Source organism: Halosolutus amylolyticus (assembly GCF_023566055.1).
Taxonomy (GTDB): Archaea; Halobacteriota; Halobacteria; order Halobacteriales; family Natrialbaceae; genus Halosolutus; species Halosolutus amylolyticus.
Window position 1 is genome coordinate 17,990 of record NZ_JALIQP010000005.1, and the last position, 23,020, is coordinate 41,009.

A 23,020-nucleotide genomic window follows, 5' to 3' on the forward strand; every position below is an offset into this window, starting at 1 on the left:
TACGGAGCGACAGCGTCGTTTCCGATCGGGCCGGCCACCGATCGCTCTTTAAGTGCTTCTGGTCACAAGGTGGAGCTACGAAGGGCTTTTCGGAGCGACGATCGAACTGGACAGCCGGCGCTCCGCCGGTCGATCGATGGTCCATTCATGACGTCCGTCCCACAGCAGGTTCACGAGACCGTCGCGGCACACCTGGACGCGATCGAGCGCCGCCACGACGTCACTGTCGCCTTCGCGGCCGCTCGCGGGAGCCACGCCTGGGGTGCGGCCGCTCCGGACAGCGACTACGACGTCGGGTTCGTCTTCGTGCCGACCGATCTGCGGGTCTACGTTCACCTCGACGGTCCGGACGACGTCATCACGTCCGATCGCGGCGAGTTCGAGTATCAGGGCTGGGACGTCCGGACTGTCGCCTCCCTGCTCGCGGACTCCAACGACGGCGCGATCGACCTGCTCCGGAGTCCGATCCGGTACCGGTCCGCGTACGACCCCGACGACCTTCGCGCGTACGTCGAGCGGACGTACAACCCGATCGACCTCTATCACGCCTGGCGCGGCATCGCGATGAGCAACTACCGGAAGTATCTCTCCGACCACCTGGTTCGTACCGACGACGCGATTTTTCCGATCGTCGAGGAGCGCGACGACGAGTACGTCGTCGAGACGGACGACGGACCGACGACGATCGATCGGGACGACGACCGATACGCCCAAACGCGGACGCGGCCGACGGTGAAGCGAAACCTCACGATCTGTCGGGCGGCGATGTCGGCCCGCTACCTGAAAGCGACCGGCGAGCGCGGGGGACACGACCTGCCGGCACTCGACGTCGGTCGGTTCCTGACGGAACAGGCACCGGCCGTCTTCGACGAGGATCGAATCGCCCTCGCGACGGACCTGCTCGAACGAAAACGACGCGGCGAGGGTGCGGCGACGATCGGCGACGCCGTCGGCCGCGAGTTCGCACGCCCGCCGAGGGAGATCGACCCCGCGATCCACGCGCGCGACGGCCCCGATCACGATCGACTTGACGCGTTCGTCGACGAGATGATCGGGGCGGTCCAGTGATCGAACGGTCGAGGTCGGCCCCCTTTAAGTGCTTCTGGTAACAAGGTGGAGCTATGACGGGAGAGACGGCAGTTCTCACTGACTCGCTTTTCGACTAGCCACGGTTTTCTCACGCCAGATAGCGCCCTCGTCGTCGATTCCGGTCCGGTTCGAACACGATCGTCCTTTACGTACTTCTGGTCACAAGGTGAAGATACGACGGGAGAGTCGGTCGTTCTCGTGGTCTCACCGCTCGACCAGCGACGCCGATCGCGCTCCCGGCACGTCGGCCACTTCGTCGCCGAGGCCGGGCCAGTTCGGGGCCAGTTCGGATCGAATTCGTCCACCGAGTCCGTTCGGGTCGATCCGTCTTTAAGTGCTTCTAGTCACAAGGTAGAGCTATGACGGGAGGACGGCGATTCTGGGGGATTCTTCGATCCGTAGCGACTGGACCGTTCCACGTGGCCGAGGCCGGCCAGTTCCCGATCGGCCTTTACGTACTTCTGGTCACAAGGTGAAGCTATGAAGGGCTTTTCGGCACACTCGATTCGGAAGCGACAGCCTCGCGTCCGGACCGCGTAATCGTCTGCGCGCGGTTGCGCGATTCTCGTGATCGCGGTCCGCGCGATCGGCACGAAGACGTATCACGAGGACTGTCAGTCCCGTCTAGAGGTCCGGGAAAACGAGCGAGCCTTTTTCCGTCTCCCTGTCCGAGCGGAACACGAGATGCAATACGACGGTGCCGACCCCGGGGCGGGCGGTGAGCAAGCGGTGGCCGTCGGTGAGGACTCCGACCGCCGTCTCGAGATGCGTCCCGGCTCCGGGTCGCTCTCGCGAGCGGAGGTCCAGCGGGACTCGACAGTCCGTCGATGGGGCGTCGTCACGCCGAGCGCGACCGTCATCGGGCGCGCGGAGTCGTCCGACGCGGATCTCTCCGAGAGTATCCGGCGACTCCACGACGAGCAGCACGGCGCGACGCCGGGGTACAGCGAACGCGCTCACCACCTCGATCGACTCCGGACGACCCAGGCGCTGTGTAACGCGCTCGATCTGACGCCGTGGCAGCGGGACCTCGCGCTGGGCGTGATGGACGAAATCGACCTCACGGAGTTCGGCAGCCAGCGGGCCATTCCGAAGGTCGCGCTGGTGGTGATCCGCCACGTCGTCGACGTCGATCGCCAGCGGTACTTCGGCCTCGACGACATCGACGCGCAGGCGCTCTCGCCCGATCGGATGGACGACCTGTTCGGTCAGTACCGCGCCCACGACATCACCGAGGAGACGGCGTTCAGGCGGCTCGCGGCCGAGTACGGGCTCGACACGACGAGCCTGAACCGGCTCCGACGCGTGCTGAAGGCCCAGCTCGAGGACGACCTTCCGGCCTACGGGCGGAACCCGTACCGGGATCCGAACCTCCCTGAATCGACGGGCGGCGATGCGACCGAACCCGAAGAGACGTAACTCGCTTCAGGTGGGAGAGCCGAATCCACGCTGGGACGACAGCGTCGCCCTTCTCATGCAGGAGGGCAGTTGAGGTTCCCTGCACACCTCAGTCGGCTATGACTGACGCAGTTATCGTCCTCGACATGCTGAACGACTTCGTGACCGGCGAGATCGCCGCCGAACGGGCCGAACGGATCATCCCGACGCTCCGCGACGAACTGCTCCCCAGCGCTCGTGAACACGGGATCCCGGTCATCTACGCGAACGATGCTCACCGGCCCGAGGACACCGAACTCGACGTCTGGGGCGAGCACGCGATGGCCGGCACGGAGGGTGCCGAAGTAATTTCGGAGCTCACTCCCACCGATGCGGACGACGTCTTCGAGAAGCGCTTCTACGACGCGTTCTACGGCACCGGTCTGGACGAGCACCTTCGAAGTCTGGGTGTCGATCGGATCGTCGTGACTGGACTCCATACGAACATGTGTGCACGTCACACGTCCGCAAGCGCGTTCTTCCGGGGCTACGACGTCGTTGCGCCAGCCGACTGCCTCGAGGCGTTCAGCGAGGAGGCCCATCAGGATGGACTGACCTACCTCGAGGACGTCTACGACGCCGAACGAACCACGAGCGAGGAACTCGTCGAGGCGTGGAAAACTGACGGATAAGTGGGATGCGGATCGACACTCGGCCCGGCACGATCCGCCAGCCTGACTGGCCCCCGTTCGTTCGTTCGAGGAGTGTCACTTTTGTCGCCAGCGCCGCTACTACCCGCCATGGTTTCGACCTCTTCGGACTCCGAGTCGCTCGTACTCTACGCCGACTACGTCTGTCCGTTCTGTTACCTTGGGAAGCGATCGCTCGAACAGTATCGCGAGAGCCGCGACGAGCCGCTCGCGATCGACTGGCGGCCGTTCGACCTCCGGCGCGGGAAGCGCAGGCCGGACGGCTCGATCGACCACGACGTCGACGACGGGAAAGACGAGGACTACTTCGCGCAGGCGCGGGAGAACGTCCGTCGACTCCAGGACGAGTACGGCGTCGAGATGGCCCAGGAGATCGCGGTCGAAGTCGACTCGCTGCCGGCCCAGCAGGCCTCGTGGTACGTCGAGAACACTTACCCCAGGGAGTGGGCCGACTTCGACGCGGCGATCTACGAGGCGCTCTGGCAGGACGGCCGCGACATCGGCGACGTCGAGGTGCTGGCCGACCTGGCCGCGGACGTCGGACTGCCCGTGGACGAAATCCGGGACGCGATCGACGACGACGGACTCCGGGCGGAACTCGAGGAGCGCTTCGACGCGGCACGGGAGCAACGCATCACCGGCGTCCCGACGTTCGTCTACGAGGGGCAGGCCGCCCGCGGCGCGGTACCGCCGGCCCAGCTCGAGCGACTGATCGACGGAACGTGAGCACTGATCGACGGAACGTAGCCGACGCCGATCGGCGCGCCTGAGCCGACCTACTCCAGCTTTTCCAGGCCGTCGAAGAAGTTCACCTGCGGACCGACCAGCCGGACCGGCTCGTCCGCGATCGAGACGGAGACGGTCGCGGGCGGCGAGAGTTCTCGTCTGTTCCGCCCGTCGCTGATCGCGTAGGCAGTCTCGGCGTCGGTGACTCGCAGGGAGAGCGTGGCGTCGCGGTCCACGACGAGCGGCGGCATCGACTCCGGGGCGGCCATCTGCGTGACGACGAGGGCCTCTGCGGTGGGGTGGACTAGCGGCCCGCCCTCGCTCAGGTTGTAGGCGGTCGATCCCGTCGGCGTCGCCACGAGGACGCCGTCGGCGTGGCTCTCGGTGTACCGATCGCCATCGACGCGAATCTCGACGGTCGCGCCGCCGCCGTGGCCGCGGCGGGGGCCGTGGACGACGACCTCGTTGAGGGCGGGTTCGAGCGCCCAGTCGTCGCCGGTCGCCTGCAGGCGGGCGAGGGTCCGTCCCGGGCGATCCTCGCCCGCACGGAGGTCGGCGACGAGGTCGGTCACGACGGTCACCGCGTCGGCGGGGGCGACGGCGTTGAGGAAGCCGACTTCGCCGAGGTTGACCCCGAGAACCGGCGTTTCGCCGACCTCGCGGGCGACGAACAGCAGGGTCCCGTCGCCGCCGATACTCACGACGAGGTCGCGCTCGCTCATCGCGGCGACCGGGACGGCGGGGCGATCGATCGCCGCGCCAGTGGCCTCGTCGACGACGACGGAGGCCGTGCCGTCGTCGATCGCCTCGGCGATGGTCGCGGCCAGTTCCTGTGCGCGCTCGTTGTCCCGCTGTGCGACCAGTCCGACGTCGACGTCCATCGGTGGCGGATAGCCCTCCCGCACTCAAAAAGGTCTGCTTCGAGCCCCGACGGCAACAACATTCATCTGGATGGGCCGCTACGACGTACCTGAACTGTCCCGCGAGGACACCGCACACCCCCGTATGGAACGTTTCCCTTCGATGCCGATCGTCCCCTGCCGTCGCTTCCCACCGGCGCGTGGCGTCACGGTCGCCGAACCCGCGAGTCGTCTCGCCCGGGCCGGACCACGGCGAGGTGAGTCGCCGTGAGTGACGACGCCGACGACTGGTTCGAACGCGCGCTCGAGGGGGACGGCGAGGAGGCCGACGCGGCGGCCGCCGACGAGCCAGCCCCGGGTTCGGCGGCGATCGATCGCGACGACGATCCGGATCGGGGCCCGGACCCGGACACCGACGACGCCACGGTGGACCGGGACCGCGATCGGGCGCTCCCGATCGGCGAGGACGCCGACACCGCGGTCGGGACGCCGGGGACGGCGGATCTCGACGGGGGCCTCTCACCGGACGATCTCGACGGGGAGTCCGGGTCGGATCTGGAACCGACCACCGACGACGCGAGCGGGTCGGCCGACGCCGACGACTCGCTGTTCGACGAGGGCTTTGGCGACGCGCTGCAGGACGCACCCGCGATCGGCGGCGACGACCCCGAGGGTTTCTCGGACGTCGACTTCGGGCTGGCGGGCGGCGAGGAACCCGACTTCGACGCGGACGTGGAGTCCGATCTCCCCCGTCTCGAACTCGGTATCGACGGCCTCGATCGGATGATCCAGGGCGGCGTTCCGGAGCGATCGCTGATCGTCGCGATGGGGAGCGCCGGGACGGGCAAGACCACGTTCGGCCTCCAGTTTCTCGACTACGGCCTCGAGCAGGGCGAAAACGCGGTGTTTATCACGCTCGAGGAGAGCCGCGATCGCGTCATCGACAGCGCAATCGAGAAGGGGTACGCGTTCGACGAGTACGTGGCCGAGGGCCGACTCGCCGTCGTCGACGTCGATCCGGTCGAGATGGCCAACAGTCTCGCGTCGATACGCACCGAACTCCCGGCGCTCGTCGAGGAGTTCGGGGCCAGCCGACTCGTGCTGGACTCGGTCTCCTTGCTCGAGATGATGTACGAGGACCGGGCGAAACGGCGCAACGAGATCTACGATTTCACCCGGAGCCTGAAGGAGGCGGGAGTCACCGCCCTGCTGACCAGCGAAGCGTCCGAGGAGTCGCCCTACGCCTCCCGGTACGGGATCGTCGAATACCTCACGGACGCGGTCTTCGTCCTGCAGTACGTCCGCCCCGACGACTTCCGCGAGACGCGACTGGCCGTCGAGATCCAGAAGATCCGGGACGCGAACCACTCCCGGGAGAAGAAACCCTACGAGATCACCGGCGAGGGAATCTCCGTCTACCAGCAGGCGAACCTGTTCTGATCGCGGCACGTCGTCTCGATTCCCTCGGCGGGACGGCGGATCGCCAGGATGGCGAGCCGGCATATCGCCAGAACGCCGGGCCGGCACATCGGCATCGCGGAGCGTCGTCCGTAGTGGAGCGTTTCTGCGCACACCCGCACAGTAATCCGGTGTTGGCGTTCCGTTCGCGGCCCATACTTTTGCGGACAGCGTCGTCAAGGGGTCCGTATGGCCGAACGGACGACAGCCGACGAGACGATGACGCGATCGGAACTCGCAGCGTACCTCGCGTCCCTCGGCGACGAGTTCGAGGGCGGCGGCGACGAGATCAACGTCACGGTCGGGAACAAGACCGTCGATCTCAACCCGCCAGAGAGCGTCAGCGTCTCCGTCGACGTCGTGGAACGATCGTCGATGCTGCGGGGGAACCGCGAGACGATCACGATCGAACTGAACTGGAAGCCCTGAATTCATGTCTGTCCTGGCCGTCTCCCTCGCGTTCGTCGTCAGCCTCCTCGTCGGAACGATCGCGATCCTGGCCGGCGTGCGCCTCGTCGTCGACAGCGACGCCGGCGTCACGAACGCCGCGTTGACCGCCCTCATCGGCGCGCTCGTCTGGGCGGCCGCGAGCTACTTCGTCGGCTGGATCCCGCTTCTGGGCGTCCTCCTGATGCTCGTCGCCTGGGTCGGCGTCATCAACTGGCGGTATCCCGGCGGCTGGGGGACCGCCGCCGCGATCGGGTTCGTCGCGTGGATCGTCGCGGTGGGCCTCGTCTACGCGCTTGCCGTCGTCGGGATCTTCGCGCCCGACGCGATCGGCGTCCCGGGCGTCTGAGCCGCGGGTCCCCGGCGTCTGAGCCACGGGGGCTTGCCGGGTCGATCTCGACGCCCGTTCTCGATCGGCGTCGCGTTGCCCCAGCGCTCTCATCCGCGTCCGCACCGTCCCCGAGTTCCCGGGCCGGGGGAACGATGAGAAGGGCTTTCCCCCCGGCGGCCGGACTGCCGATCGTAACGCGATGTACGAGACGATCCTCTATCCGACCGATGGGAGCGAGCACGCGGCGACCGTTCTCGATCACGCGATCGACGTCGCCCGGACCCGGAACGCGACCCTCCACGTCCTCTCGGTGGTCGACGACCGCGCGTTCCTCGTGCTCGACGACGAGCGCGTCGAGCAGGTTCGCGCCGAACTCCAGGAGACCGCCCGCGAGGCGACCGACGCGGCCGCGACGCGTGCCGCCGACCACGACGTCGAGACGGTGACGGCGATCGATACCGGGAACCCCGCCGAGTGCATCGTCGACTACGCCGACGCGGCCGACGCCGACCTGATCGTGATGGGGACCAGCGGCGACGAATACGAGCGCAACGTCGTCGGCAGCGTCTCCCAGCGGGTCGTTCGCGAGGCTCCCGTCCCCGTTACCACCGTCGGTCCCCACGTGTAAACTCGATCGACCCGGTCCCGACGTGTCGGCGCTCGAATCAGTCGCTGGTGCCGATACACACGGTTTGATGTATCCCCCGACAGTAACGACGGAGAGATGCGTCGTTCGATCGTGATCGGGGCCGTGTTGCTCGCACTCGCGTTTCTGCTCGTCGGCGGTCCGTCGCTGTTGCTGTCGATCTCGACGGATCAGACCGCACCCGACGCGCCAACCGAGTCGCCGTCCGAGCGGGAATCGACGCCGGAACTCGTCGCGCCCGACGACTCCGAGAGCCGTTTCTGGGAGTATCTCAGTCCTCAGCAGGAGTTCCAGAAGCGGAGCCCGATCAACGTGATCGTCCGGGGCGACGTCGAGGACGTCGAGCGGATACTGGTCGACGCCGATGCCGGCGGGGACTGGTCCGAGATCGACGAGTCGGAAGAGGAAGCGCTGCCGGAAACCTACTCGCTGACCGGTGGCAACGCCTCCGAGAACGAGACGCGATCGGTGAACGGAACGCTCGACGCCGGGGCGACGAACGACTCGGCGGAGAACGCGACCAACGAGACGGAAACCGACCCGCCAGGTCCGCTCCCGGATCTGGACTGGGGCGAAGCCGACGGCGGCACCCGCTACGCCTACGTGGACCCCGGTCCGAACGAGAGCGGGTACTGGACGACCGAGACCCGCCAGCTCGAGGATGGCGACTACTACGGACACCGATACCACATCCGGCTCTACGAGAGTCCCAACGAGGAGGACAACTGGGTCATCATGCAGACCCACTCCGAACACTTCGACTGGTTCACCCTCCGGCACCGCGTTCACGGCTCGCAGGACGCCCAGACCAAGATCGAGGCCGACTTCATGGAACACCCGCGGATCGACGTTCAGGACGACGTGCGACGCGTGTATCTCGACAACAGGAACTCCGCCGACGCCGACGGCTGGGCGACCGTCGTCGAACTCGCCGGACTGCTCGTCGTGCCCGCGCTGGTCGGCATCAGAGCCAGCAGGCGCACGGGGAAGACGCCCGGCGAAACCGGGGACACGGACGAGCGCATCGCCCAGCAAACCCCGGACGTGATCGACGACCACCTCACCGACGTCGACCGCCAGCGACTCGCCGCCGCCTACGCTCGCCTGGAGGCCGGTCACATCCTCCTCGTCTTTACCATCCTGGCGCTGTACCTCGGCGTCCGAATGGGCGGACTCGTCCTCGAACGGTACGCCGGGTTCCTCACGCCCCACCAGATCGCCGCGTTGCTGTACCCGGTGGTCGGGGTCGGAATTCCGATCGCGACATACCTGATCGCGCGCGGGCTCACGCGCCGACTCGACGCCGCCGTCGTCGCCGCGGGCTCGCTCGCGGTCGCGATCTGGCTCGACTACAGCCTGCTCGGCGTCAGTGCGCTGCCCGTGGGTGTCGTCCTCCAGCGGATGCTCGTCGTCGTCGCGCTCGGGCTGATCGCCGGCGGCGCGGCCAAGCGGGCCGCTCGGAGTTCGAAGTTCAACGACATGCTGCTGGTCGGGACCGTGCTGTGGGTGCTGGTGCTCGTCGGAACGCTGTTCGGCTACCTGTGACCGATCGTCGGGAACGCTGTGGTGCGCACTCCAGTTCCGTCAATACGAGCCGTCGTATCACGTTGATACGGGCCCTGATGATTTCTTAGCCGCTGTCCAGACCTCACACTGGCACAACGAACGTCGAGATTACTACAACAGTACGATCCGGGTTCCATAGCGGATCGTCAGAACGCCCTCTACCGTATATGGGTTGGCGGACTCTCCGGGAACGGGGAGCGGAGGGCTTAAATCCGTCCAACGGAATGCTTCGCTTGCGGAGCGCGCGGTTGGTCCAGTGGTAGGACAACTGCCTCCCACGCAGTTAGCCCGGGTTCAATTCCCGGACCGCGCACTTTTCACAGATCCATCCGAGCCTAACTTCTCCGTTTTCAGCGTAACCTCTCCGCGGAGTCGGAATCGAGTTCTGTACTCTGGAACAGGCCCGATTCCCGTAGATGTCGGTCTGCATTTCGAAGTCGGCCTCTGCACCTTCCGGAACGGTCGACACAGTGAATGATCGGGTTATTTGATGGAATGGTTGCAAGTGGCCACTATATGTCAACCGAGTATACGGAGCAAGATTGTATATCGTCGCTCCGAGAAGCAGCGCTGAAGTTGGAAAAGTCCCCGACTCAAGCGGAATATAGGAACCTTGACCTTTCGCCGTGCGTAACACACATTTGTGACATAGTGGGTAGCTGGAACGAAGCCAAACGTGCCGCCGGCATTGAGACGTACGATCAGGTCGGAGAAGCGTAGACCACGTTCCGCTCTACCCAGATTCAAACGGCTATGTGCGATGGGTACATACGCATAACGGAGAGCAAACCGAGGTTAGCGTTCATCGTCTCCTTGCGGTGTCTGAATTCGGTTTCGACGCTATAGAAGACAAGCAGATACACCACAGAGTGCCGATCCCCTGGCTCAACACTCCGGATAATATCTTGGAGCTAACAAAACGTCAACACCTTGCTCTACATATCCTCATGGAAGATTTCGACGTGACTCTGGAGTAACTGGAAATAGGGCTACTTCAGTCAGTGCTGGAGATGCTGCTGGTGAGCGATTCCTGTGCGGTGCCGACAGTATTCGTGTCCGTTCGGGATCGCGTCCTCCGTCCCCGAAAACCGATTGTTCGGTCACTTTTTTCCCGTAGGGAGTGTCTATTAGTCCGATCGACCCGTACGGTCGGTCGATGCTTGACCTTCGGTTCTCGGAGGCGGAACTGGAACAGCGACGCGAACACATCACCGACTTCGTCCGCGGGCAGGTCGAGGCCGCCGGCGCGTCGGGCGTCGTCCTCGGGCTCTCGGGCGGGATCGACAGCACGCTCGTGGCCTACCTCGCGGTCGACGCGCTCGGTACCGAGAACGTCCACGGGCTCGTCCTCCCCGGCGAGGTCAGCCGCGAGGCCAACATGAGCGACGCCGAACGGGTCGCCCGCGACCTCGAGATCGGGTACGACGTCATCGAGATCGACCCGATCGTCGACGCCGTGGTTGCCGCCTACCCCGACGCGGAGGGCGATCACGAAGCGGTCGGAAACGCCCGCGCCCGCGTTCGGGCAGTCCTGAACTACCTCGTCGCCAACCACGAGAGCCGTCTCGTGCTGGGGACGGGCAACCGGAGCGAGGCCGCGGTCGGCTACTTCACCAAGTACGGCGACGGGGCCGTCGACTGCCACCCGATCGGGAACCTCTACAAGGGACAGGTCCGCCAGCTCGCCCGTCACGTGGGCGTCCCCGAGGAACTCGCGGCCAAGACCGCCACCGCGGAACTGTGGGCCGACCAGACAGACGAGGACGAACTGGGAATCAGCTACGAGACGCTGGACTCGATCCTCGTGACCCACGTCGACGGCCCGCTGTCGGTCGCCGCAACCTGCCGGCTGCTCGACGTCGACGAGGAGACGGTCGAACGCGTCCGCCGGATGTACGAGCGGAGCGAGCACAAACGACGGGTTCCGCCAGCGCCCGATCCGTTGCACTGAATGGATGCGCTGGCGTCAGCGTCTCTCCTCGCGCCACTCGTCTTCGAGGAGGCCGTACCAGTAGACGTCCTGGTACTCGCCGTCGATGAACTCCGCGTCGCGATGGACGCCTTCACGGGTGAAGCCGAGCGATTCCAGAAGTCGCCGTGACGGCTCGTTGAACTCGAACACGCGCGCGGCGATCCGGTGTAGCCGGAGCTGGTCGAATCCGTAGCCGGCGACGAGCGTCGCCGCTTCGGTGCCGTACCCCTGACCGTGGTGGTCGGGAGCGACCCAGTAGCCGATCTCCGCCGATCCGGTCTCTCGATCGAGGGCGTGGAGGCCGATCGTCCCGACCGGCTCCGCGTCGACGGCGATCAGGAGCTGTACCCCGTCGTCCTCGCAGACGACGTTCTCGTAGAACTCCCGCTCCTGCTCCGCGGTGACGGGGTTCGATCGGCCGATCGCCCGCCAGATGCGCGGGTCGTTGATCTGGGTCTGCAGGAACTCGAGGTCCTCCTCCTCGATCGTTCGGAGCGCGACGCCGTCGCCGTCGAGAAACACGGGACCGGGCGTGACCTCCTCCTCGCCGTAAACGGAGAGGGATCAAAGATCCCTCAGGCAGTCGGGCTACGCCCGGCGACGGCGAGGTCGTCCGAGAGAGCGAAGCTCTCTCGTGATCACGAAAGATCTCCGATCTTTCGAACGACTTCCCACGGAACCGCACCGCTGAGTTGGGATATTTGCTGGTTCGTAACCCGGTCGGCATGACTGGGCTACTGGCGGGGCCACACCGCCGTTACTCCTATCCCGACATGGGACTCGGAGTTATCTTGACCAAGACACCACAGCGGTTCGAGAGGGTGTCTCGAACATGCTGGTTCTCGGAGTCCCGATATTGTGCATTTGAGTGGCGGTGTGACCGCCTCGGTGTATATCATTCTACGCTCCGTTTCTACTTAAATATCCGTATTGCTGCTGGACAGTGTTTGTATCGGCGTTGTCGGATTCACGCCCGTCCTCAGAACGCTTCGCGTTCTGATGTGCGAACGAGAGCTTCGCTCTCGTCAACGCCGTGAACGGCGGGATTCTCTCCTCGAAGTAAGATAGCTTATCGATCCGAGCCGACGGAGAAGAATCGATCTGTGGTGTGCTATTTAGTCACACGATCGCCGTCCGTCCGTCCGATCGCGCGACTCCCGTTCCCGGCGATCGCTCCAGGTCGGTGGGGCGATCGGTCGACGGCGTCGAGTGGCTACTCCAGCACGGCGTCGATATCGTCCGCGTGGGCCGCCACGAGATCGCCGAACACCTGGGCCTCGTGTCGCTCCTGGGTGGCCCGCTCGCGATCGTCCCGCAAGCGCCGTTTGAGCACCGCGAGCGCGTCGTGTGCGTTGTCGGCGATCTCCTCGGCGACCGATCGCGGATCGTCCTCGATCCGGGAGATGAGCCCCATTCGCCGGGCCTCCTCGGCGTCGATCACTCGCCCCGACAGCGCGAACTCGAGCGCGTCGCCCTCGCCAATCACCCGCGGCAGGCGGACGGTGCCGCCCCACGCGCCGAACAGGCCGAAGGTGACGCCGGGTTCGCCGTACGTCGAGTCGGGCGTCCCGACGCGGACGTCACAGGCCAGCGCCAGTTCGAGCCCGCCACCGCGTGCGGGACCGTCGATTCCCGCCACGACGATCGCCGGCGAGTCCTCGATCGTCCGGGCGACGCGCTGGCCCAGCCGGGCGAACTCCGCGGCCCGGTCGCGGTCGCCGTCGAGATCGCCGACGACCTCGAGGTCGGCACCGGCACAGAACGCCGGGCCGCGTCCCTGGAGGTAGATCACCGCTTCGTCCGCGTCCGCGATCGCCGCCTCGAGCGCCTCCAGCCCCGCGACTGTCAGCGCGTTGCGCGCGTCGGGCCGGTCGAGCGTGACCGTCCGGATCGATCTCCGGTCGTCAGTATCGATCGTTATCATATCCGGACCCTCTCTGGCACTTTCCAAAGGTCTTTGCGTGCTCCGTCGTAACCCCCCGGTAATGGACCAGGCCGACAACTGTCGGCGTGCCGCCGCCGAGGCCGTCGCGGACGTCGAACCGCCCCGGTTGCACGACCGCATCGACGCGGTGCTCGACAGTGCATCGATGCTCCCCGGGGTCCTCACCCTCGAAAGCGCCGCCGCAGTCGCCCCCGAGACGACCGGTGGGCTCGATCCGGCGCTCGATCACGGACACGACGGCGCCGTCGAACCCAGCGCACAGACCGGCGGCCCCGCCAACGATCCGTCCGACGACCCGACGGAGGCAGTTCTCACCCACGCCGCGGGCGTACAGCTCATCTACGAGGGACTCCGGCTGACCCGATCGCTCTCTCACGATCCGCCGTGGGCCGACTCCGACGACGCCGCCGAGGACGGCGACCTGACGATCCTCGCCGCCGACATCCTCGTCGCCCGCGGGTTCTACCTCCTCGCCCGGACCGACGCCGCCGGCAAGGCGGTCCGGACCGTCCAGGCGTTCGGCCGCGACCAGACGCGCCGCGACGCCGCCGCTCGCGACGAGCAGGACCCCGACGCCGCGTTCGGCCACGACGACCCCACGGACCCCGCGTCGATCGACGCCAACCTCGAACGCGACGTCCTCGAACTCGCCGTCCTCGCCGGGGCCGCCGCCGTCGACGAGACGCCCTCGACGCGGTTGCTCGGGATCGCCGACCAACTCGCCGACACCGTCGGCACTTCCCTCCCGGCGGCCACCGACTGCCTGGCCCGCTTCGAGACGCCACCCGACCGATCGATCGACGATCCGACCACCGATCGGGCGACCTCGGCGACCGATCCATGATGGGGTGGAATCGCCTGACACGGCACCCGTAGATGGAAAGCAATATAACCCGTGGCGCCACTCCATCTGAATGTGGTGCCTGGGTAGCTTAGCGGTAAAGCGCGTCCTTGGTAAGGACGAGAGCCCGGGTTCAAATCCCGGCCTAGGCTCTTATATGCGGAACAGGCGCGATACCACGGTGGTTACGCCGTGGATACGCGCCGTCACTCCTGAAACTTCCTCCCGTCAGGAGCATAGTCCGAGTTTCCAATCCCAACGTTCGAGTCAAAAGACACCCCGCATAATGACAAGGTCTGGTCGGAACGGGGCGGATTCCGAACGACCTTCAGAGGCGGTCTACCCGCCAGTTCAATGAGACAGTATCCGAAACGTCGACGCGGTGAACGCGAATCCTCGAAGGGTTCGTCTCGTGCCCGTCGGTCGAGCAAGCCCGACGATACCTCCGAGTCCGTCGACGTGTCAGCGACTCCCTGCTGGCAAAAACAACAGCGGGAAGTCACCGACGCCGAGGATAGGAGTAACGGCCACCTGGCGTGGCCAGACAGCCACCGACCACCACGAATGGGTTAGACGCGAACGCCCGTGAAGTGGCGGGGTCATGGTTGCAAACCTGAAACTCCCACCGCTCGGGATTCCTGCGTCTTCAGGCGCGGGAGGATGTCAACGGAAGTGTAACGAAGTTCTTCACGGCAACGTTCGTGTTGCACCACGTACAACGCGGATCCATCTCGTTAGCGGAGACGATCGACGAGTGGTTCGATCTGGAGTACGCCGAGAACGTGAGTGTCAGGATGCTCCTGAACCATACCAGCGGCGTTCCGAGTTACACCGAGGATGCGAGGTGGCTGAGCCGGTCTTTCGGTCAACCGGTGAGACGGTGGCAGCCGGAGGAACTCGTCGACGTGATTCGGGACAAACCGCTAAAATTCGACCCCGGTTCTGACCACGAGTACTCGAACACGAACCACGTGCTGTTGGGTCTCATCCTCGAACGGGAGACAAACACCTCGTATCAGGAGCTAGTTCGGAGTCTCGTACGTGACGAGTTCGACTACGATCGAACGTATTATCTCGACTACCCCGACGATGCGCCGATTGCCAACGGGTACGACGAATCCATAATCGGATTCGGCCGTTGGAATCTCACGGGATTCCGAAGGTCGCTCGAAACGGGCGGGTATGCCGCCGGTGGAATCCTTTCGACAGCTCCGGATGTAGCCCGCTTCGTCCGATCGGTATTTACCGGTACAGTTCTGGGCGACGACGTACTCAGAGAAATGCAGACGTTCGTCGACGCACCCGACGAGGATGTTCCGGAGCAACAGGGCTACGGCCTCGGTATTCGACACTTGCAGATCGACGGTGAGGACGTCTTCGGACACACTGGGACGATTCCTGGCTACTCAGCGATCGCGATGCACCACGAGAACCCACAGTACACGATCGCCGTCTTGAGCAACGTCTCGACGATCGACCAGGCGGCTGTGTACAGTTCTCTCCAGGAAGTTCTCTTCGAGGAGGTGTACTGATTCGACGTGCGGCCTATAGTAGCCACTGAAAGTCACTGCACACCTGATCGCAGGACGGCTTAGCGATCAGTGTGTAACTCGTTTCAGTGGCTACTATCCTTCGGGAATCCCTGACTCTATTGAAAGCCGCAGAAATTTGCGAGACGCTGGCAAAATTACAAAAGCACAATCACTGTGACTACCACCTCAATCAGTTGGAAAGTGAGTGACTACGTGTCTACTCCTGTTGCCCTCTAAGAGACGTCCTTACCGCAGTAGTTCGCTTCTCTCCGACATCCGGGAGTACTTACGTGCGGAGCGCGGTTGTTCACCTAACCGAAAGAGGCGCTGTCCTCGACGCGGCAGGGACCGAACGTTTGATTTTGGGATCTAAGGGCGCGATCGACTCGCCCGCTCACATTTTCGAACGTTTGCGTTCACGAAGGCGGCCGTTCCGGCTGCGCGGCCGTGTCGTCCGGATTGCTATGATCGGGTCTACCAATGGAAATTGAAATTGCGACGATTGGCGGATACGAGGAAGTCGGCCGGCAGATGACTGCCGTCCGCGCCGGTACCGACATCGTGATCTTCGACATGGGGCTGAACCTGTCGAAGGTCCTCATTCACGATAACATCCGAACGGAAGGAATGCACAGTCTCGACCTGATCGACATGGGTGCGATTCCTGACGATCGAGTCATGAACGACCTCGAAGGTGACGTACAAGCGATCGTTCCGACGCACGGGCACCTGGATCACATCGGGGCGATCAGCAAACTCGCTCATCGATACGACGCACCAATCGTCGGGACACCGTTCACGATCGAGCTCGTGAGCGACGAGGTCGAGGAAGAGCAGAAGTTCGACTTCGACAACGATCTCGTCAAAATGGAGGCCGGCGAAACGATGACGATCGGTGACCACGGCTGTGAACTCGAATTCGTCAACGTCACCCACTCGATCATCCAGGCGATCAACCCGGTCCTGCACACGCCCGAGGGTGCGATCGTCTACGGACTGGACAAGCGGATTGACCACACCCCGGTCATTGGCGACCCGATCGATATGGATCGCTTCCGTGAGATCGGTCGGGAGGGCGTTCTCTGTTACATCGAGGACTGTACAAACGCGAACAAGAAAGGCAGGACTCCCAGCGAGAACGTCGCGCGAGAACACCTCCGAGACGTCCTCTACAGCATGGAGGACTACGACGGGGCAATCCTCGCGTCAACGTTCTCCAGCCATATTGCCCGGGTCAAATCGCTCATCGAATTTGCACGAGATATCGGACGGACGCCGATCTTGCTCGGACGATCGATGGAGACGTACTCGGGGACCGCGAAGCGGATCGGCGTCGATTTCCCATCGGACGTCGAGATGGTTGGCTACCGCCGCTCCATCGAACAGACCCTGGAACGGATCATGAACGACGGCAAAGAAAACTTCCTGCCGGTCGTCACGGGCCATCAGGGCGAACCGCGGGCACTCCTCACGCGAATGGCTCGTGGCGAAACCGCGTTCGAACTCGAACCCGGCGACAAGGTGGTCTACTCCGCACGCGTAATTCCCGAACCGACCAACGAGGGGCAACGCTATCAAGCGGAGAAATTGCTCGGCATGCAAGGGGCGCGCGTCTACTCCGACATTCACGTCTCGGGCCACCTCTGCCAGGAGGGACACTACACGATGCTCGATGCGCTTCAACCGGAGAACATCATCCCTGCACACCAGGACCTCCGCGGATTCTCGGGATACGTGGATCTCGCATCCGATCGAGGATACACACTTGGGCGGGATTTACACCCCACGTCGAACGGGAACATCATTCAAATAAACTGAATCGCCTCGCACACCGTTTTGACGAGCGGTAGTACGGGAGCCAACCGTCGAAAGTTCGCAAAAAATAGCGGGAGATAGATTTGAACCACGCCGAGACGTGCTCACTTCGTTGTGCGCGTCTCGTCTGGTTCAAACTACCGCCGTGCTATACTTGCCGCTCGCGGCAAAAGTATAGCGGGAGATAGATTTGAACTATCGATCTGCGGGTTATGAGCCCGCCGGAATCTCCTGGCTATCCCATCCCGCTACCCACACGTCTTTGACGGCCACGATTAAGGGTTGTTATTCGCTCGGTGTCCGCGGAAAACGTACTGCGCCGAAGCCAGGATGACCCACAACGTCGCACGCGTCTTCGACGAATTCGCCACGGTGATGTCAGGGGAACCGGAACGTCTCCAGATTCTTCGGCTGGTGGGTCCGAATATTGTGTTTCTGGTACAATGCCGAAGAGAGTTGGTCCGTCGCCTGCTCGTCCCCGTGGACGCAGAGAATCCGTTCCGGACGCGGGTTCATCTCCTCGACGTACTGTTCGAGTCCCTCTCGATCCGCGTGCCCGGAGAACCCACTTACAGATTCGATTCGGCAGTGCAACGTGAGATGGGTGCCCTCAAGCGTGACATCTGTGCGACCGCTTTCGATTCTACGACCGAGCGTTCCTTCAGCCTGATAGCCGACGAACAGGAGTGTGTTCTCCGAATCCGGACCGAGTAACTCTATCCAGGACATAATCGGTCCCCCAGTCACCATCCCTGAAGTCGAGAGGATGATCGAAGGCTCGCCACTCGCAATCTCCTCGCGCATCGGCTGTCCGCCGTCAACCTGCTGGAACTGGTCAGCTATGAACGGGTTTTCGTCCTCGTGGAGGATACGTTGACGCAGTCCGTCGCGGAGATACTCTGGATACGCCGTGTGGATTGCGGTCGCTTCCCGAATCATCCCGTCGAGGTAGATCGGCATCGTGGGGATCTCGTCCTCCCGCATCGCCTCTTCGAGAACCAACATCAGTTCCTGCGATCGACCCACGGCGAACGCGGGGATGACGACCGTGCCATCCCGATCGTACGTCTCTCGAATGATCTGTCGAACCCGCGCTTCGCTCTTTTCGGTATCCGTCTGATAGTCGTTTTGGCGGCCGTACGTGGATTCTAGAACCATCGCTTCGGCTCGGGGGAAATTGTTGACGGCACCGTTGAACAGCCGCGTCGGTTCGTGGTGGATGTCACCAGAGAACACGAGGTTGTAGAACCCATCTCCCACGTGGAAGTGAGCAGTTGCGCTACCCAGGATGTGGCCCGCGTTGTGCATCGTCAACTTGATATCCGGTGCGATATCGGTGACGTCGCCGTATTCGACCGGGATCGTTCGTTTGATCGCTTGGCGGACTTGTTCGCTCGAATACGGCGGCGTCCGACCCTCTTTCGACGCTACGTCGAGGTAGTCGAGTTGCAGCAGTCCCATCAGGTCTCGCGTGGGTTCCGTCGTGTAGATCGGCCCGTCGTAGCCGTACTTGAACAGCAGGGGAAGCAACGCACTGTGATCGAGGTGAGCGTGCGTGAGGACGACAGCGTCGATCTCTGTTAGCGGCATCGCTTCCGGAACGTGGAGGTACGGAACTTCTCCTTCGGCACCTGGTTTGTCCCCACAGTCGATGAGGACGCGGGTGTTCGGTGTGTGAAGGACGAAGCTCGCACGACCGACTTCTCGACAGCAGCCGAGCGTCGTTACTCGAATCCAGTCAACGTCCTTCTCCGGACTGCCATGGATTTGTTGCCCAACGTCTGCGAGGAAGTCGCGTCGCTCCGCTCGTTCCTGCGTGAGGTAATTCCGGACGTTCTCGACCGTCGAAGACTCCATCGGCGGCGTCCGGACGACTTCCGGATGCCACCCTACGTTTTTCGTGATTTCGCGGATCGTACTCCCCCGTTGGCCGATCACTAGTCCCGGTTTCTCGGCTTCGATGAGTACTTCGCCGGTCGTCGGATGGAACTCGAGGTCGCGTATGGTCGCCTCGTCAGGGACGACATCGTGAATGACCTGTTCGGCTTCTTCGATGCTCGAATGTGTTCCCGAAACTGGTCGAATAGTGACTCGTTTTCGCAGTGATCGAGCGAGCTGACCGAGAAGATCACTGTCCTCTGCGAACTTCTGAGCCGTCTCGGTATAGATAACGAGATCGGGGCCTTCGAACTGTACGTCAGTAACGTCAAGATGCGAGGGAACTTCGTCTCTCACGCGCTCGTGCAAGTCGGAATGGGTCGTGTCGTCGCTCATAGATAGGCTCGCCGTCTCCCGGTGATCGCGTACGTCCCGCCAATAGACCGACTCTCCAGAATCGTACAAGGAGAATCGGTTATCCAGATACGCGAAGCAGGCTAACGAACTGGTAGTAGTGACTTTGTCAGGGGAAATAAAAAACTTCGCACCGCATAGTGCGCCCCATGACACCAAGACACACAATAGTAACCGTTAATCCCGAACGCGACACGCTCTACGACCTCGGCTACTCGTTCGCTCGTTTCGTCGAGATCGAACTCGCGGACGATTTCGCCGTCACGGGGGAGGGGTTGCAGTAATTCCTCTCCGTCCGTCGGTCCCTCTCGATCCGCTACTCCGACGTGATGGCCGCCATCTCGTGTTCGGTAGACAGATCTCTTCCCGGAAAGTTTCCGGCGCTTTGCCGTTGGCTTCCCCTCTACCTCGACGATATCGAGTGCGAAATCGATCGGATCGGCCTTACTGATGTAGCCGCCGACGCCGAATCCCGTGGCGCACTCGCGGTGTTCACGCATTGCTTCCGGCGTGATCCCGCCACTGACGAAGATATCGACGTCGTCGTACCCGCGTGCATCGAGTTCCCAGCGGACTTCACGAACGATGTGTTCGAAACACCGCGCCGAGATTCAGTCGTGTTGAGGCGGACGCTGTCGAGACTATCAGCGGGGGTGTCGGCGACTCGAAGGACCTCATCAACTTCGTCGGAATCGGTATCACAGAGCGTCACTCGGGTCACATCCGCATCGTCGGCCTCATTGAAAGCCTGCCACACCGCTTCTTGATTTCTCTTTCCGATCTACACGAATTCTCAGTAGTTCTGAAGACCGTCGTTCAAATTCGGCCGCCGTTCACGGCCCGGGGTCTTATCGTTTTGTTGATAGCAACGGGTTGAACCGCGAGTCTCGCGGGCAAAAGACGTACCAAATCGATCGAAGGTCTGGAAAATAACTGCCGAGAACGGCGTGCTGAATATGGAGGAAGCGTAGTTCGAAACCCGTGTGGCCCTAACTATCGGAAAATTTATGAGTATGTGTGAGATACGCGCTTCGAGTTCGGCAGTCACCGAACGTGACCTGTCAGAACCAATGTGGACGTCTCAGAGGACGTATCCAGCGGCAGCATCCTGACGACGTATCCGAGTTATATGAACTGTGAATATACCACAGCGACAAGTATTCCCAGGTTGACGACGATGCCGGCGTAGGCGACTGTGTAGTCGAGGACGGTCAGGGCTAGCGAAAAGACCGCAACCGCGCCCACCAGCAACGGCCAGCGCCCCCAGTCTGTGAGCAATGCGCCGGCACCGGCGACGAACCCGAAGGCAGCAACCGCCCAAAGAACTCCGAACACACGCATACCTACGTCTCCTACGTTCACCGCACTGCCGAGGAGCGTCGTCTTGTAGGGGAATTCGGCGACGTCGGCGAGTTCGAAATACACGGCGGTGCCGAGAAGATGAACCATCCCATGTCCGAGGAGAGTGATCGATCCCACGTACGTCAGGAGACTTCTCATGCCTACACCTATACAGTCTCTCAGAATGATGGTTTCGATATATGAATTCCTGCGACGAATGCAACGTCCCGTCACCGCCCACGTCGAAGGCCGTGCTGGCGCACTGCGACACCAATCGGAGCAACTACTGAGATGGTGAGCGTGTCCCGGCCACCGGTCCCCCGCACGTACCGTCTCGCATCGCTCACGACGCTACTGCTGACGACAGTTGCCACCGTCGTCGGCCTGTTCGCTCCGAACTTCTACCGCGACGACCCGGTGTTGCTTCCCCAGATCTACGGGCAAGACCTGTTGACGCTCGTGGTTGGCGTCCCAGCCCTCGCTGTTTCGCTGTACTACGCAGACCGTGGGTCGCTACGGGGCTACGTCGTTTGGCTCGGCGTGACTGGCTACCTGTTGTACACCTATGCTTCATACGCCTTCATGACCGCGTTCAACGAACTGTACCTCGTGTATACGACGTTGCTCTGGCTGACGCTGTTCACGTTCGTCGGCGGGATGGTTCGGCTCGACGCGGCGGCGCTGAAACGGGACCTCGGTGAGGCGTCCGTCCGCCCCTACGTCGCCTTCCAGTTGTTGCTGGCGGTATTGGTCTCGCTGCTGTGGCTCTCGGAGATTCTGCCGGCGACCCTCGCGGGGACGTCACCAGCGGCCATCGCCGAGGCGGGACTCCCCACGGCAGTCATCTACTCGCTGGATCTGGGCATCATCGTCCCCGCGTTTGCCCTGACGGCCTACTGGCTCTGGAACCGTCGATCCTGGGGATACGCGTTCACCGCCGTCTTGCTCGTGAAGATCGCTACGCTCGGCGGCGCCGTCCTCGCAATGATCGTTTTCATGATCCTCGATGGCCAGGTCGTGCCGCTGCCCCAGATTCTCATCTTTGGAACGCTGACGGCCGTCAGTCTGGTGCTGATGGGTCGATTTCTGGTGGCGATCGATCCCGAGTCCGACCCAGTCCAGGCAGGAACGAGTCCCGATAGTGGGGGTGAAGCGTAGCGAGAGGCCGAGCTACACTTGCTCGACGAAGGACTTCTCCGGCGACCAGCGAGAGGTGTAATCTGCAACTTTCCCTACGAGAGACGCGACGAGAGCAGTCGGTTAGTACGACGAATCACGGTATAGCGCCTCTGGCTCTTCGACGAGTTCCTTCAGTCGTCGAACGAATCGGGTTGCGGGTGCACCGTCGACGACATCGTGATCGAACGTCGCTGTGATGGAAAGATACTCGCGGGGTTCGATGTCGCCGTTGACGACCCCCGGCTTCTGGCCGATTCCGCCAACCGTGAGTTGAAGTGTGTAGTTTGTCGGAGTAATTCCCCACCCGCCGCCGGTACCGAACATTCCGACGGAACTCACAGCGACTGTGCCTGCGACTCGTTTCCAGCGTCGAGGAAACCACTGTGGGAGTCGAAAGAATAGCCGTCGTACAGGCCCGGGGAGGCGGACGGCCAGGGAGGCGATCCCCGACTGCTGTCGTTCGTCCGGGTCCCGCTGGGCCCTCCGGATCTCGTCGTGAATCGACTGCAGTGACCGCCGATTTGCCGCTCTGATGACGTGTGGAACGCCGATTCGTTTCCCGTCGATTTCGACCTCGATGATGACCATCACGTCAACGTCATCGAACTGGACGATCCGCCCCCGCCAGTCACGATATGCGTTGATCTGGGGGTGATCGTCGAGGGCCCGGGCCAGACACAACACGAGAAAGGCGGTGAACGAGAGTTCCGTTCCCGTCCGTTCTTCTCGGTCGTCAATCCGCCGTCGGGCCTCGGTTACGTCGAACTCGACGAGTCCATGTACGACGCTTCGTCGGCCAGCCGTGCGCATCGCGTCAACGGTCCCTCGCCGCTGTATCGGAAACGGCTCGATCGTGTCACGCTGGTCGGTCATGCGTAGTACTGGCCGACGAA

Annotated in this window: 21 protein-coding genes, 3 tRNA genes and 1 pseudogene; 17 read left to right on the top strand and 8 right to left on the bottom strand. The window is 63.1% G+C overall.

From position 1 onward, the window contains the following. Window positions 1-147: 147 nt before the first annotated feature. The 4 genes from MUN73_RS18060 to MUN73_RS18075 all read left to right on the top strand — a co-directional run bounded on the left by MUN73_RS18060 (window position 148) and on the right by MUN73_RS18075 (window position 3,902). Window positions 148-1,068, top strand: a complete 921-nt coding sequence (locus MUN73_RS18060; protein WP_250141906.1) for a nucleotidyltransferase domain-containing protein — start codon at window positions 148-150, stop codon at window positions 1,066-1,068. Window positions 1,069-1,773: 705 nt separating this feature from the next. Beyond that, window positions 1,774-2,508: a DNA-directed RNA polymerase subunit epsilon gene (locus MUN73_RS18065; RefSeq protein WP_250141907.1), complete on the top strand. Its 735-nt coding sequence runs from the start codon at window positions 1,774-1,776 to the stop codon at window positions 2,506-2,508. A 98-nt stretch (window positions 2,509-2,606) separates the two neighbouring features. Beyond that, window positions 2,607-3,158, top strand: a complete 552-nt coding sequence (locus MUN73_RS18070; protein WP_250141908.1) for a cysteine hydrolase family protein — start codon at window positions 2,607-2,609, stop codon at window positions 3,156-3,158. A gap of 108 nt (window positions 3,159-3,266) precedes the next feature. Continuing rightward, window positions 3,267-3,902 (top strand): DsbA family oxidoreductase, encoded by a 636-nt coding sequence (locus MUN73_RS18075; protein WP_250141909.1) that lies wholly within the window; start codon window positions 3,267-3,269, stop codon window positions 3,900-3,902. Between the two features lie 50 nt (window positions 3,903-3,952). Here the strand turns inward: MUN73_RS18075 and MUN73_RS18080 are convergent, their stop codons facing one another. Next, window positions 3,953-4,783, bottom strand: coding sequence for an NAD(+)/NADH kinase (locus MUN73_RS18080; RefSeq protein WP_250141910.1), 831 nt, complete (start codon window positions 4,781-4,783; stop codon window positions 3,953-3,955). 246 nt (window positions 4,784-5,029) lie between these two features. Between MUN73_RS18080 and MUN73_RS18085 the strand changes: the two genes are divergently transcribed. From MUN73_RS18085 to MUN73_RS18115, 8 genes are all read left to right on the top strand, one after another. Further along, a complete protein-coding gene (locus MUN73_RS18085; RefSeq protein ID WP_250141911.1) occupies window positions 5,030-6,202 on the top strand; it encodes a KaiC domain-containing protein in 1,173 nt (390 codons plus the stop codon). Between the two features lie 207 nt (window positions 6,203-6,409). Further along, the gene (locus MUN73_RS18090; protein ID WP_250141912.1) at window positions 6,410-6,649 is read left to right on the top strand and encodes an amphi-Trp domain-containing protein; all 240 of its coding nucleotides are present in this window, start codon (window positions 6,410-6,412) and stop codon (window positions 6,647-6,649) included. Window positions 6,650-6,653: 4 nt separating this feature from the next. After that, entirely contained in the window at window positions 6,654-7,016 is a 363-nt protein-coding gene (locus tag MUN73_RS18095) for a hypothetical protein (protein ID WP_250141913.1), read from the top strand. A gap of 181 nt (window positions 7,017-7,197) precedes the next feature. Then, window positions 7,198-7,626, top strand: coding sequence for a universal stress protein (locus MUN73_RS18100; RefSeq protein WP_250141914.1), 429 nt, complete (start codon window positions 7,198-7,200; stop codon window positions 7,624-7,626). Between the two features lie 96 nt (window positions 7,627-7,722). Then, window positions 7,723-9,189, top strand: coding sequence for a hypothetical protein (locus MUN73_RS18105; RefSeq protein ID WP_250141915.1), 1,467 nt, complete (start codon window positions 7,723-7,725; stop codon window positions 9,187-9,189). Between the two features lie 263 nt (window positions 9,190-9,452). Further along, window positions 9,453-9,523: transfer RNA gene (locus MUN73_RS18110), tRNA-Gly, on the top strand. A 203-nt stretch (window positions 9,524-9,726) separates the two neighbouring features. After that, entirely contained in the window at window positions 9,727-9,930 is a 204-nt protein-coding gene (locus MUN73_RS22815) for a homing endonuclease associated repeat-containing protein (protein ID WP_425492736.1), read from the top strand. A gap of 436 nt (window positions 9,931-10,366) precedes the next feature. Then, window positions 10,367-11,161, top strand: a complete 795-nt coding sequence (locus MUN73_RS18115) for an NAD+ synthase (protein ID WP_250141916.1) — start codon at window positions 10,367-10,369, stop codon at window positions 11,159-11,161. A 15-nt stretch (window positions 11,162-11,176) separates the two neighbouring features. Here the strand turns inward: MUN73_RS18115 and MUN73_RS18120 are convergent, their stop codons facing one another. Further along, window positions 11,177-11,704 (bottom strand): GNAT family N-acetyltransferase, encoded by a 528-nt coding sequence (locus tag MUN73_RS18120; protein ID WP_250141917.1) that lies wholly within the window; start codon window positions 11,702-11,704, stop codon window positions 11,177-11,179. A 691-nt stretch (window positions 11,705-12,395) separates the two neighbouring features. Continuing rightward, entirely contained in the window at window positions 12,396-13,106 is a 711-nt protein-coding gene (locus MUN73_RS18125) for an enoyl-CoA hydratase/isomerase family protein (RefSeq protein WP_250141918.1), read from the bottom strand. Window positions 13,107-13,167: 61 nt separating this feature from the next. On the opposite strand from MUN73_RS18125, the gene MUN73_RS18130 reads away from it, so the two are divergent. The 4 genes from MUN73_RS18130 (at window position 13,168) to MUN73_RS18145 (ending at window position 17,318) form a co-directional block, all read left to right on the top strand. Beyond that, window positions 13,168-13,971: a DUF7114 family protein gene (locus tag MUN73_RS18130; protein ID WP_250141919.1), complete on the top strand. Its 804-nt coding sequence runs from the start codon at window positions 13,168-13,170 to the stop codon at window positions 13,969-13,971. Window positions 13,972-14,048: 77 nt separating this feature from the next. Continuing rightward, window positions 14,049-14,120 (top strand) — tRNA-Thr (locus MUN73_RS18135). A gap of 486 nt (window positions 14,121-14,606) precedes the next feature. Next, window positions 14,607-15,500 carry a serine hydrolase domain-containing protein gene (locus MUN73_RS18140; RefSeq protein ID WP_265339311.1) on the top strand — a complete coding sequence of 298 codons (894 nt, stop codon included), beginning with the start codon at window positions 14,607-14,609 and terminating at the stop codon, window positions 15,498-15,500. 480 nt (window positions 15,501-15,980) lie between these two features. Next, window positions 15,981-17,318: an RNase J family beta-CASP ribonuclease gene (locus MUN73_RS18145; RefSeq protein WP_250141921.1), complete on the top strand. Its 1,338-nt coding sequence runs from the start codon at window positions 15,981-15,983 to the stop codon at window positions 17,316-17,318. 172 nt (window positions 17,319-17,490) lie between these two features. Here the strand turns inward: MUN73_RS18145 and MUN73_RS18150 are convergent. The 4 genes and pseudogenes from MUN73_RS18150 to MUN73_RS18165 all read right to left on the bottom strand — a co-directional run bounded on the left by MUN73_RS18150 (window position 17,491) and on the right by MUN73_RS18165 (window position 21,107). Continuing rightward, window positions 17,491-17,565 (bottom strand) — tRNA-Met (locus tag MUN73_RS18150). 128 nt (window positions 17,566-17,693) lie between these two features. Further along, window positions 17,694-19,589, bottom strand: coding sequence for a beta-CASP ribonuclease aCPSF1 (locus tag MUN73_RS18155; protein WP_250141922.1), 1,896 nt, complete (start codon window positions 19,587-19,589; stop codon window positions 17,694-17,696). A gap of 203 nt (window positions 19,590-19,792) precedes the next feature. Further along, window positions 19,793-20,385, bottom strand: a pseudogene (locus MUN73_RS18160) (nicotinate phosphoribosyltransferase); the annotation flags it as partial. 347 nt (window positions 20,386-20,732) lie between these two features. Next, window positions 20,733-21,107 (bottom strand): ABC transporter permease, encoded by a 375-nt coding sequence (locus tag MUN73_RS18165; RefSeq protein ID WP_250141923.1) that lies wholly within the window; start codon window positions 21,105-21,107, stop codon window positions 20,733-20,735. 132 nt (window positions 21,108-21,239) lie between these two features. Between MUN73_RS18165 and MUN73_RS18170 the strand changes: the two genes are divergently transcribed. Further along, the gene (locus tag MUN73_RS18170) at window positions 21,240-22,106 is read left to right on the top strand and encodes a hypothetical protein (protein WP_250141924.1); all 867 of its coding nucleotides are present in this window, start codon (window positions 21,240-21,242) and stop codon (window positions 22,104-22,106) included. 102 nt (window positions 22,107-22,208) lie between these two features. On the opposite strand, the gene MUN73_RS18175 is transcribed toward MUN73_RS18170, so the two are convergent. Further along, window positions 22,209-23,000, bottom strand: coding sequence for a 2-oxo acid dehydrogenase subunit E2 (locus MUN73_RS18175; protein WP_250141925.1), 792 nt, complete (start codon window positions 22,998-23,000; stop codon window positions 22,209-22,211). Window positions 23,001-23,020 lie beyond the last annotated feature (20 nt).

Coding starts and splice junctions, on each gene's coding strand:
- MUN73_RS18060 (WP_250141906.1), top strand. CDS start 148: ATGACGTCCGTCCCACAGCAGGTTCACGAGACCGTCGCGGCACACCTG.
- MUN73_RS18125 (WP_250141918.1), bottom strand. CDS start 13,106: ATGATAACGATCGATACTGACGACCGGAGATCGATCCGGACGGTCACG.
- MUN73_RS18070 (WP_250141908.1), top strand. CDS start 2,607: ATGACTGACGCAGTTATCGTCCTCGACATGCTGAACGACTTCGTGACC.
- MUN73_RS18170 (WP_250141924.1), top strand. CDS start 21,240: ATGGTGAGCGTGTCCCGGCCACCGGTCCCCCGCACGTACCGTCTCGCA.
- MUN73_RS18130 (WP_250141919.1), top strand. CDS start 13,168: ATGGACCAGGCCGACAACTGTCGGCGTGCCGCCGCCGAGGCCGTCGCG.
- MUN73_RS18175 (WP_250141925.1), bottom strand. CDS start 23,000: ATGACCGACCAGCGTGACACGATCGAGCCGTTTCCGATACAGCGGCGA.
- MUN73_RS18095 (WP_250141913.1), top strand. CDS start 6,654: ATGTCTGTCCTGGCCGTCTCCCTCGCGTTCGTCGTCAGCCTCCTCGTC.
- MUN73_RS18145 (WP_250141921.1), top strand. CDS start 15,981: ATGGAAATTGAAATTGCGACGATTGGCGGATACGAGGAAGTCGGCCGG.
- MUN73_RS18165 (WP_250141923.1), bottom strand. CDS start 21,107: ATGAGAAGTCTCCTGACGTACGTGGGATCGATCACTCTCCTCGGACAT.
- MUN73_RS18075 (WP_250141909.1), top strand. CDS start 3,267: ATGGTTTCGACCTCTTCGGACTCCGAGTCGCTCGTACTCTACGCCGAC.
- MUN73_RS18080 (WP_250141910.1), bottom strand. CDS start 4,783: ATGGACGTCGACGTCGGACTGGTCGCACAGCGGGACAACGAGCGCGCA.
- MUN73_RS22815 (WP_425492736.1), top strand. CDS start 9,727: ATGTCAACCGAGTATACGGAGCAAGATTGTATATCGTCGCTCCGAGAA.
- MUN73_RS18090 (WP_250141912.1), top strand. CDS start 6,410: ATGGCCGAACGGACGACAGCCGACGAGACGATGACGCGATCGGAACTC.
- MUN73_RS18115 (WP_250141916.1), top strand. CDS start 10,367: ATGCTTGACCTTCGGTTCTCGGAGGCGGAACTGGAACAGCGACGCGAA.
- MUN73_RS18105 (WP_250141915.1), top strand. CDS start 7,723: ATGCGTCGTTCGATCGTGATCGGGGCCGTGTTGCTCGCACTCGCGTTT.
- MUN73_RS18155 (WP_250141922.1), bottom strand. CDS start 19,589: ATGAGCGACGACACGACCCATTCCGACTTGCACGAGCGCGTGAGAGAC.
- MUN73_RS18100 (WP_250141914.1), top strand. CDS start 7,198: ATGTACGAGACGATCCTCTATCCGACCGATGGGAGCGAGCACGCGGCG.
- MUN73_RS18065 (WP_250141907.1), top strand. CDS start 1,774: ATGCAATACGACGGTGCCGACCCCGGGGCGGGCGGTGAGCAAGCGGTG.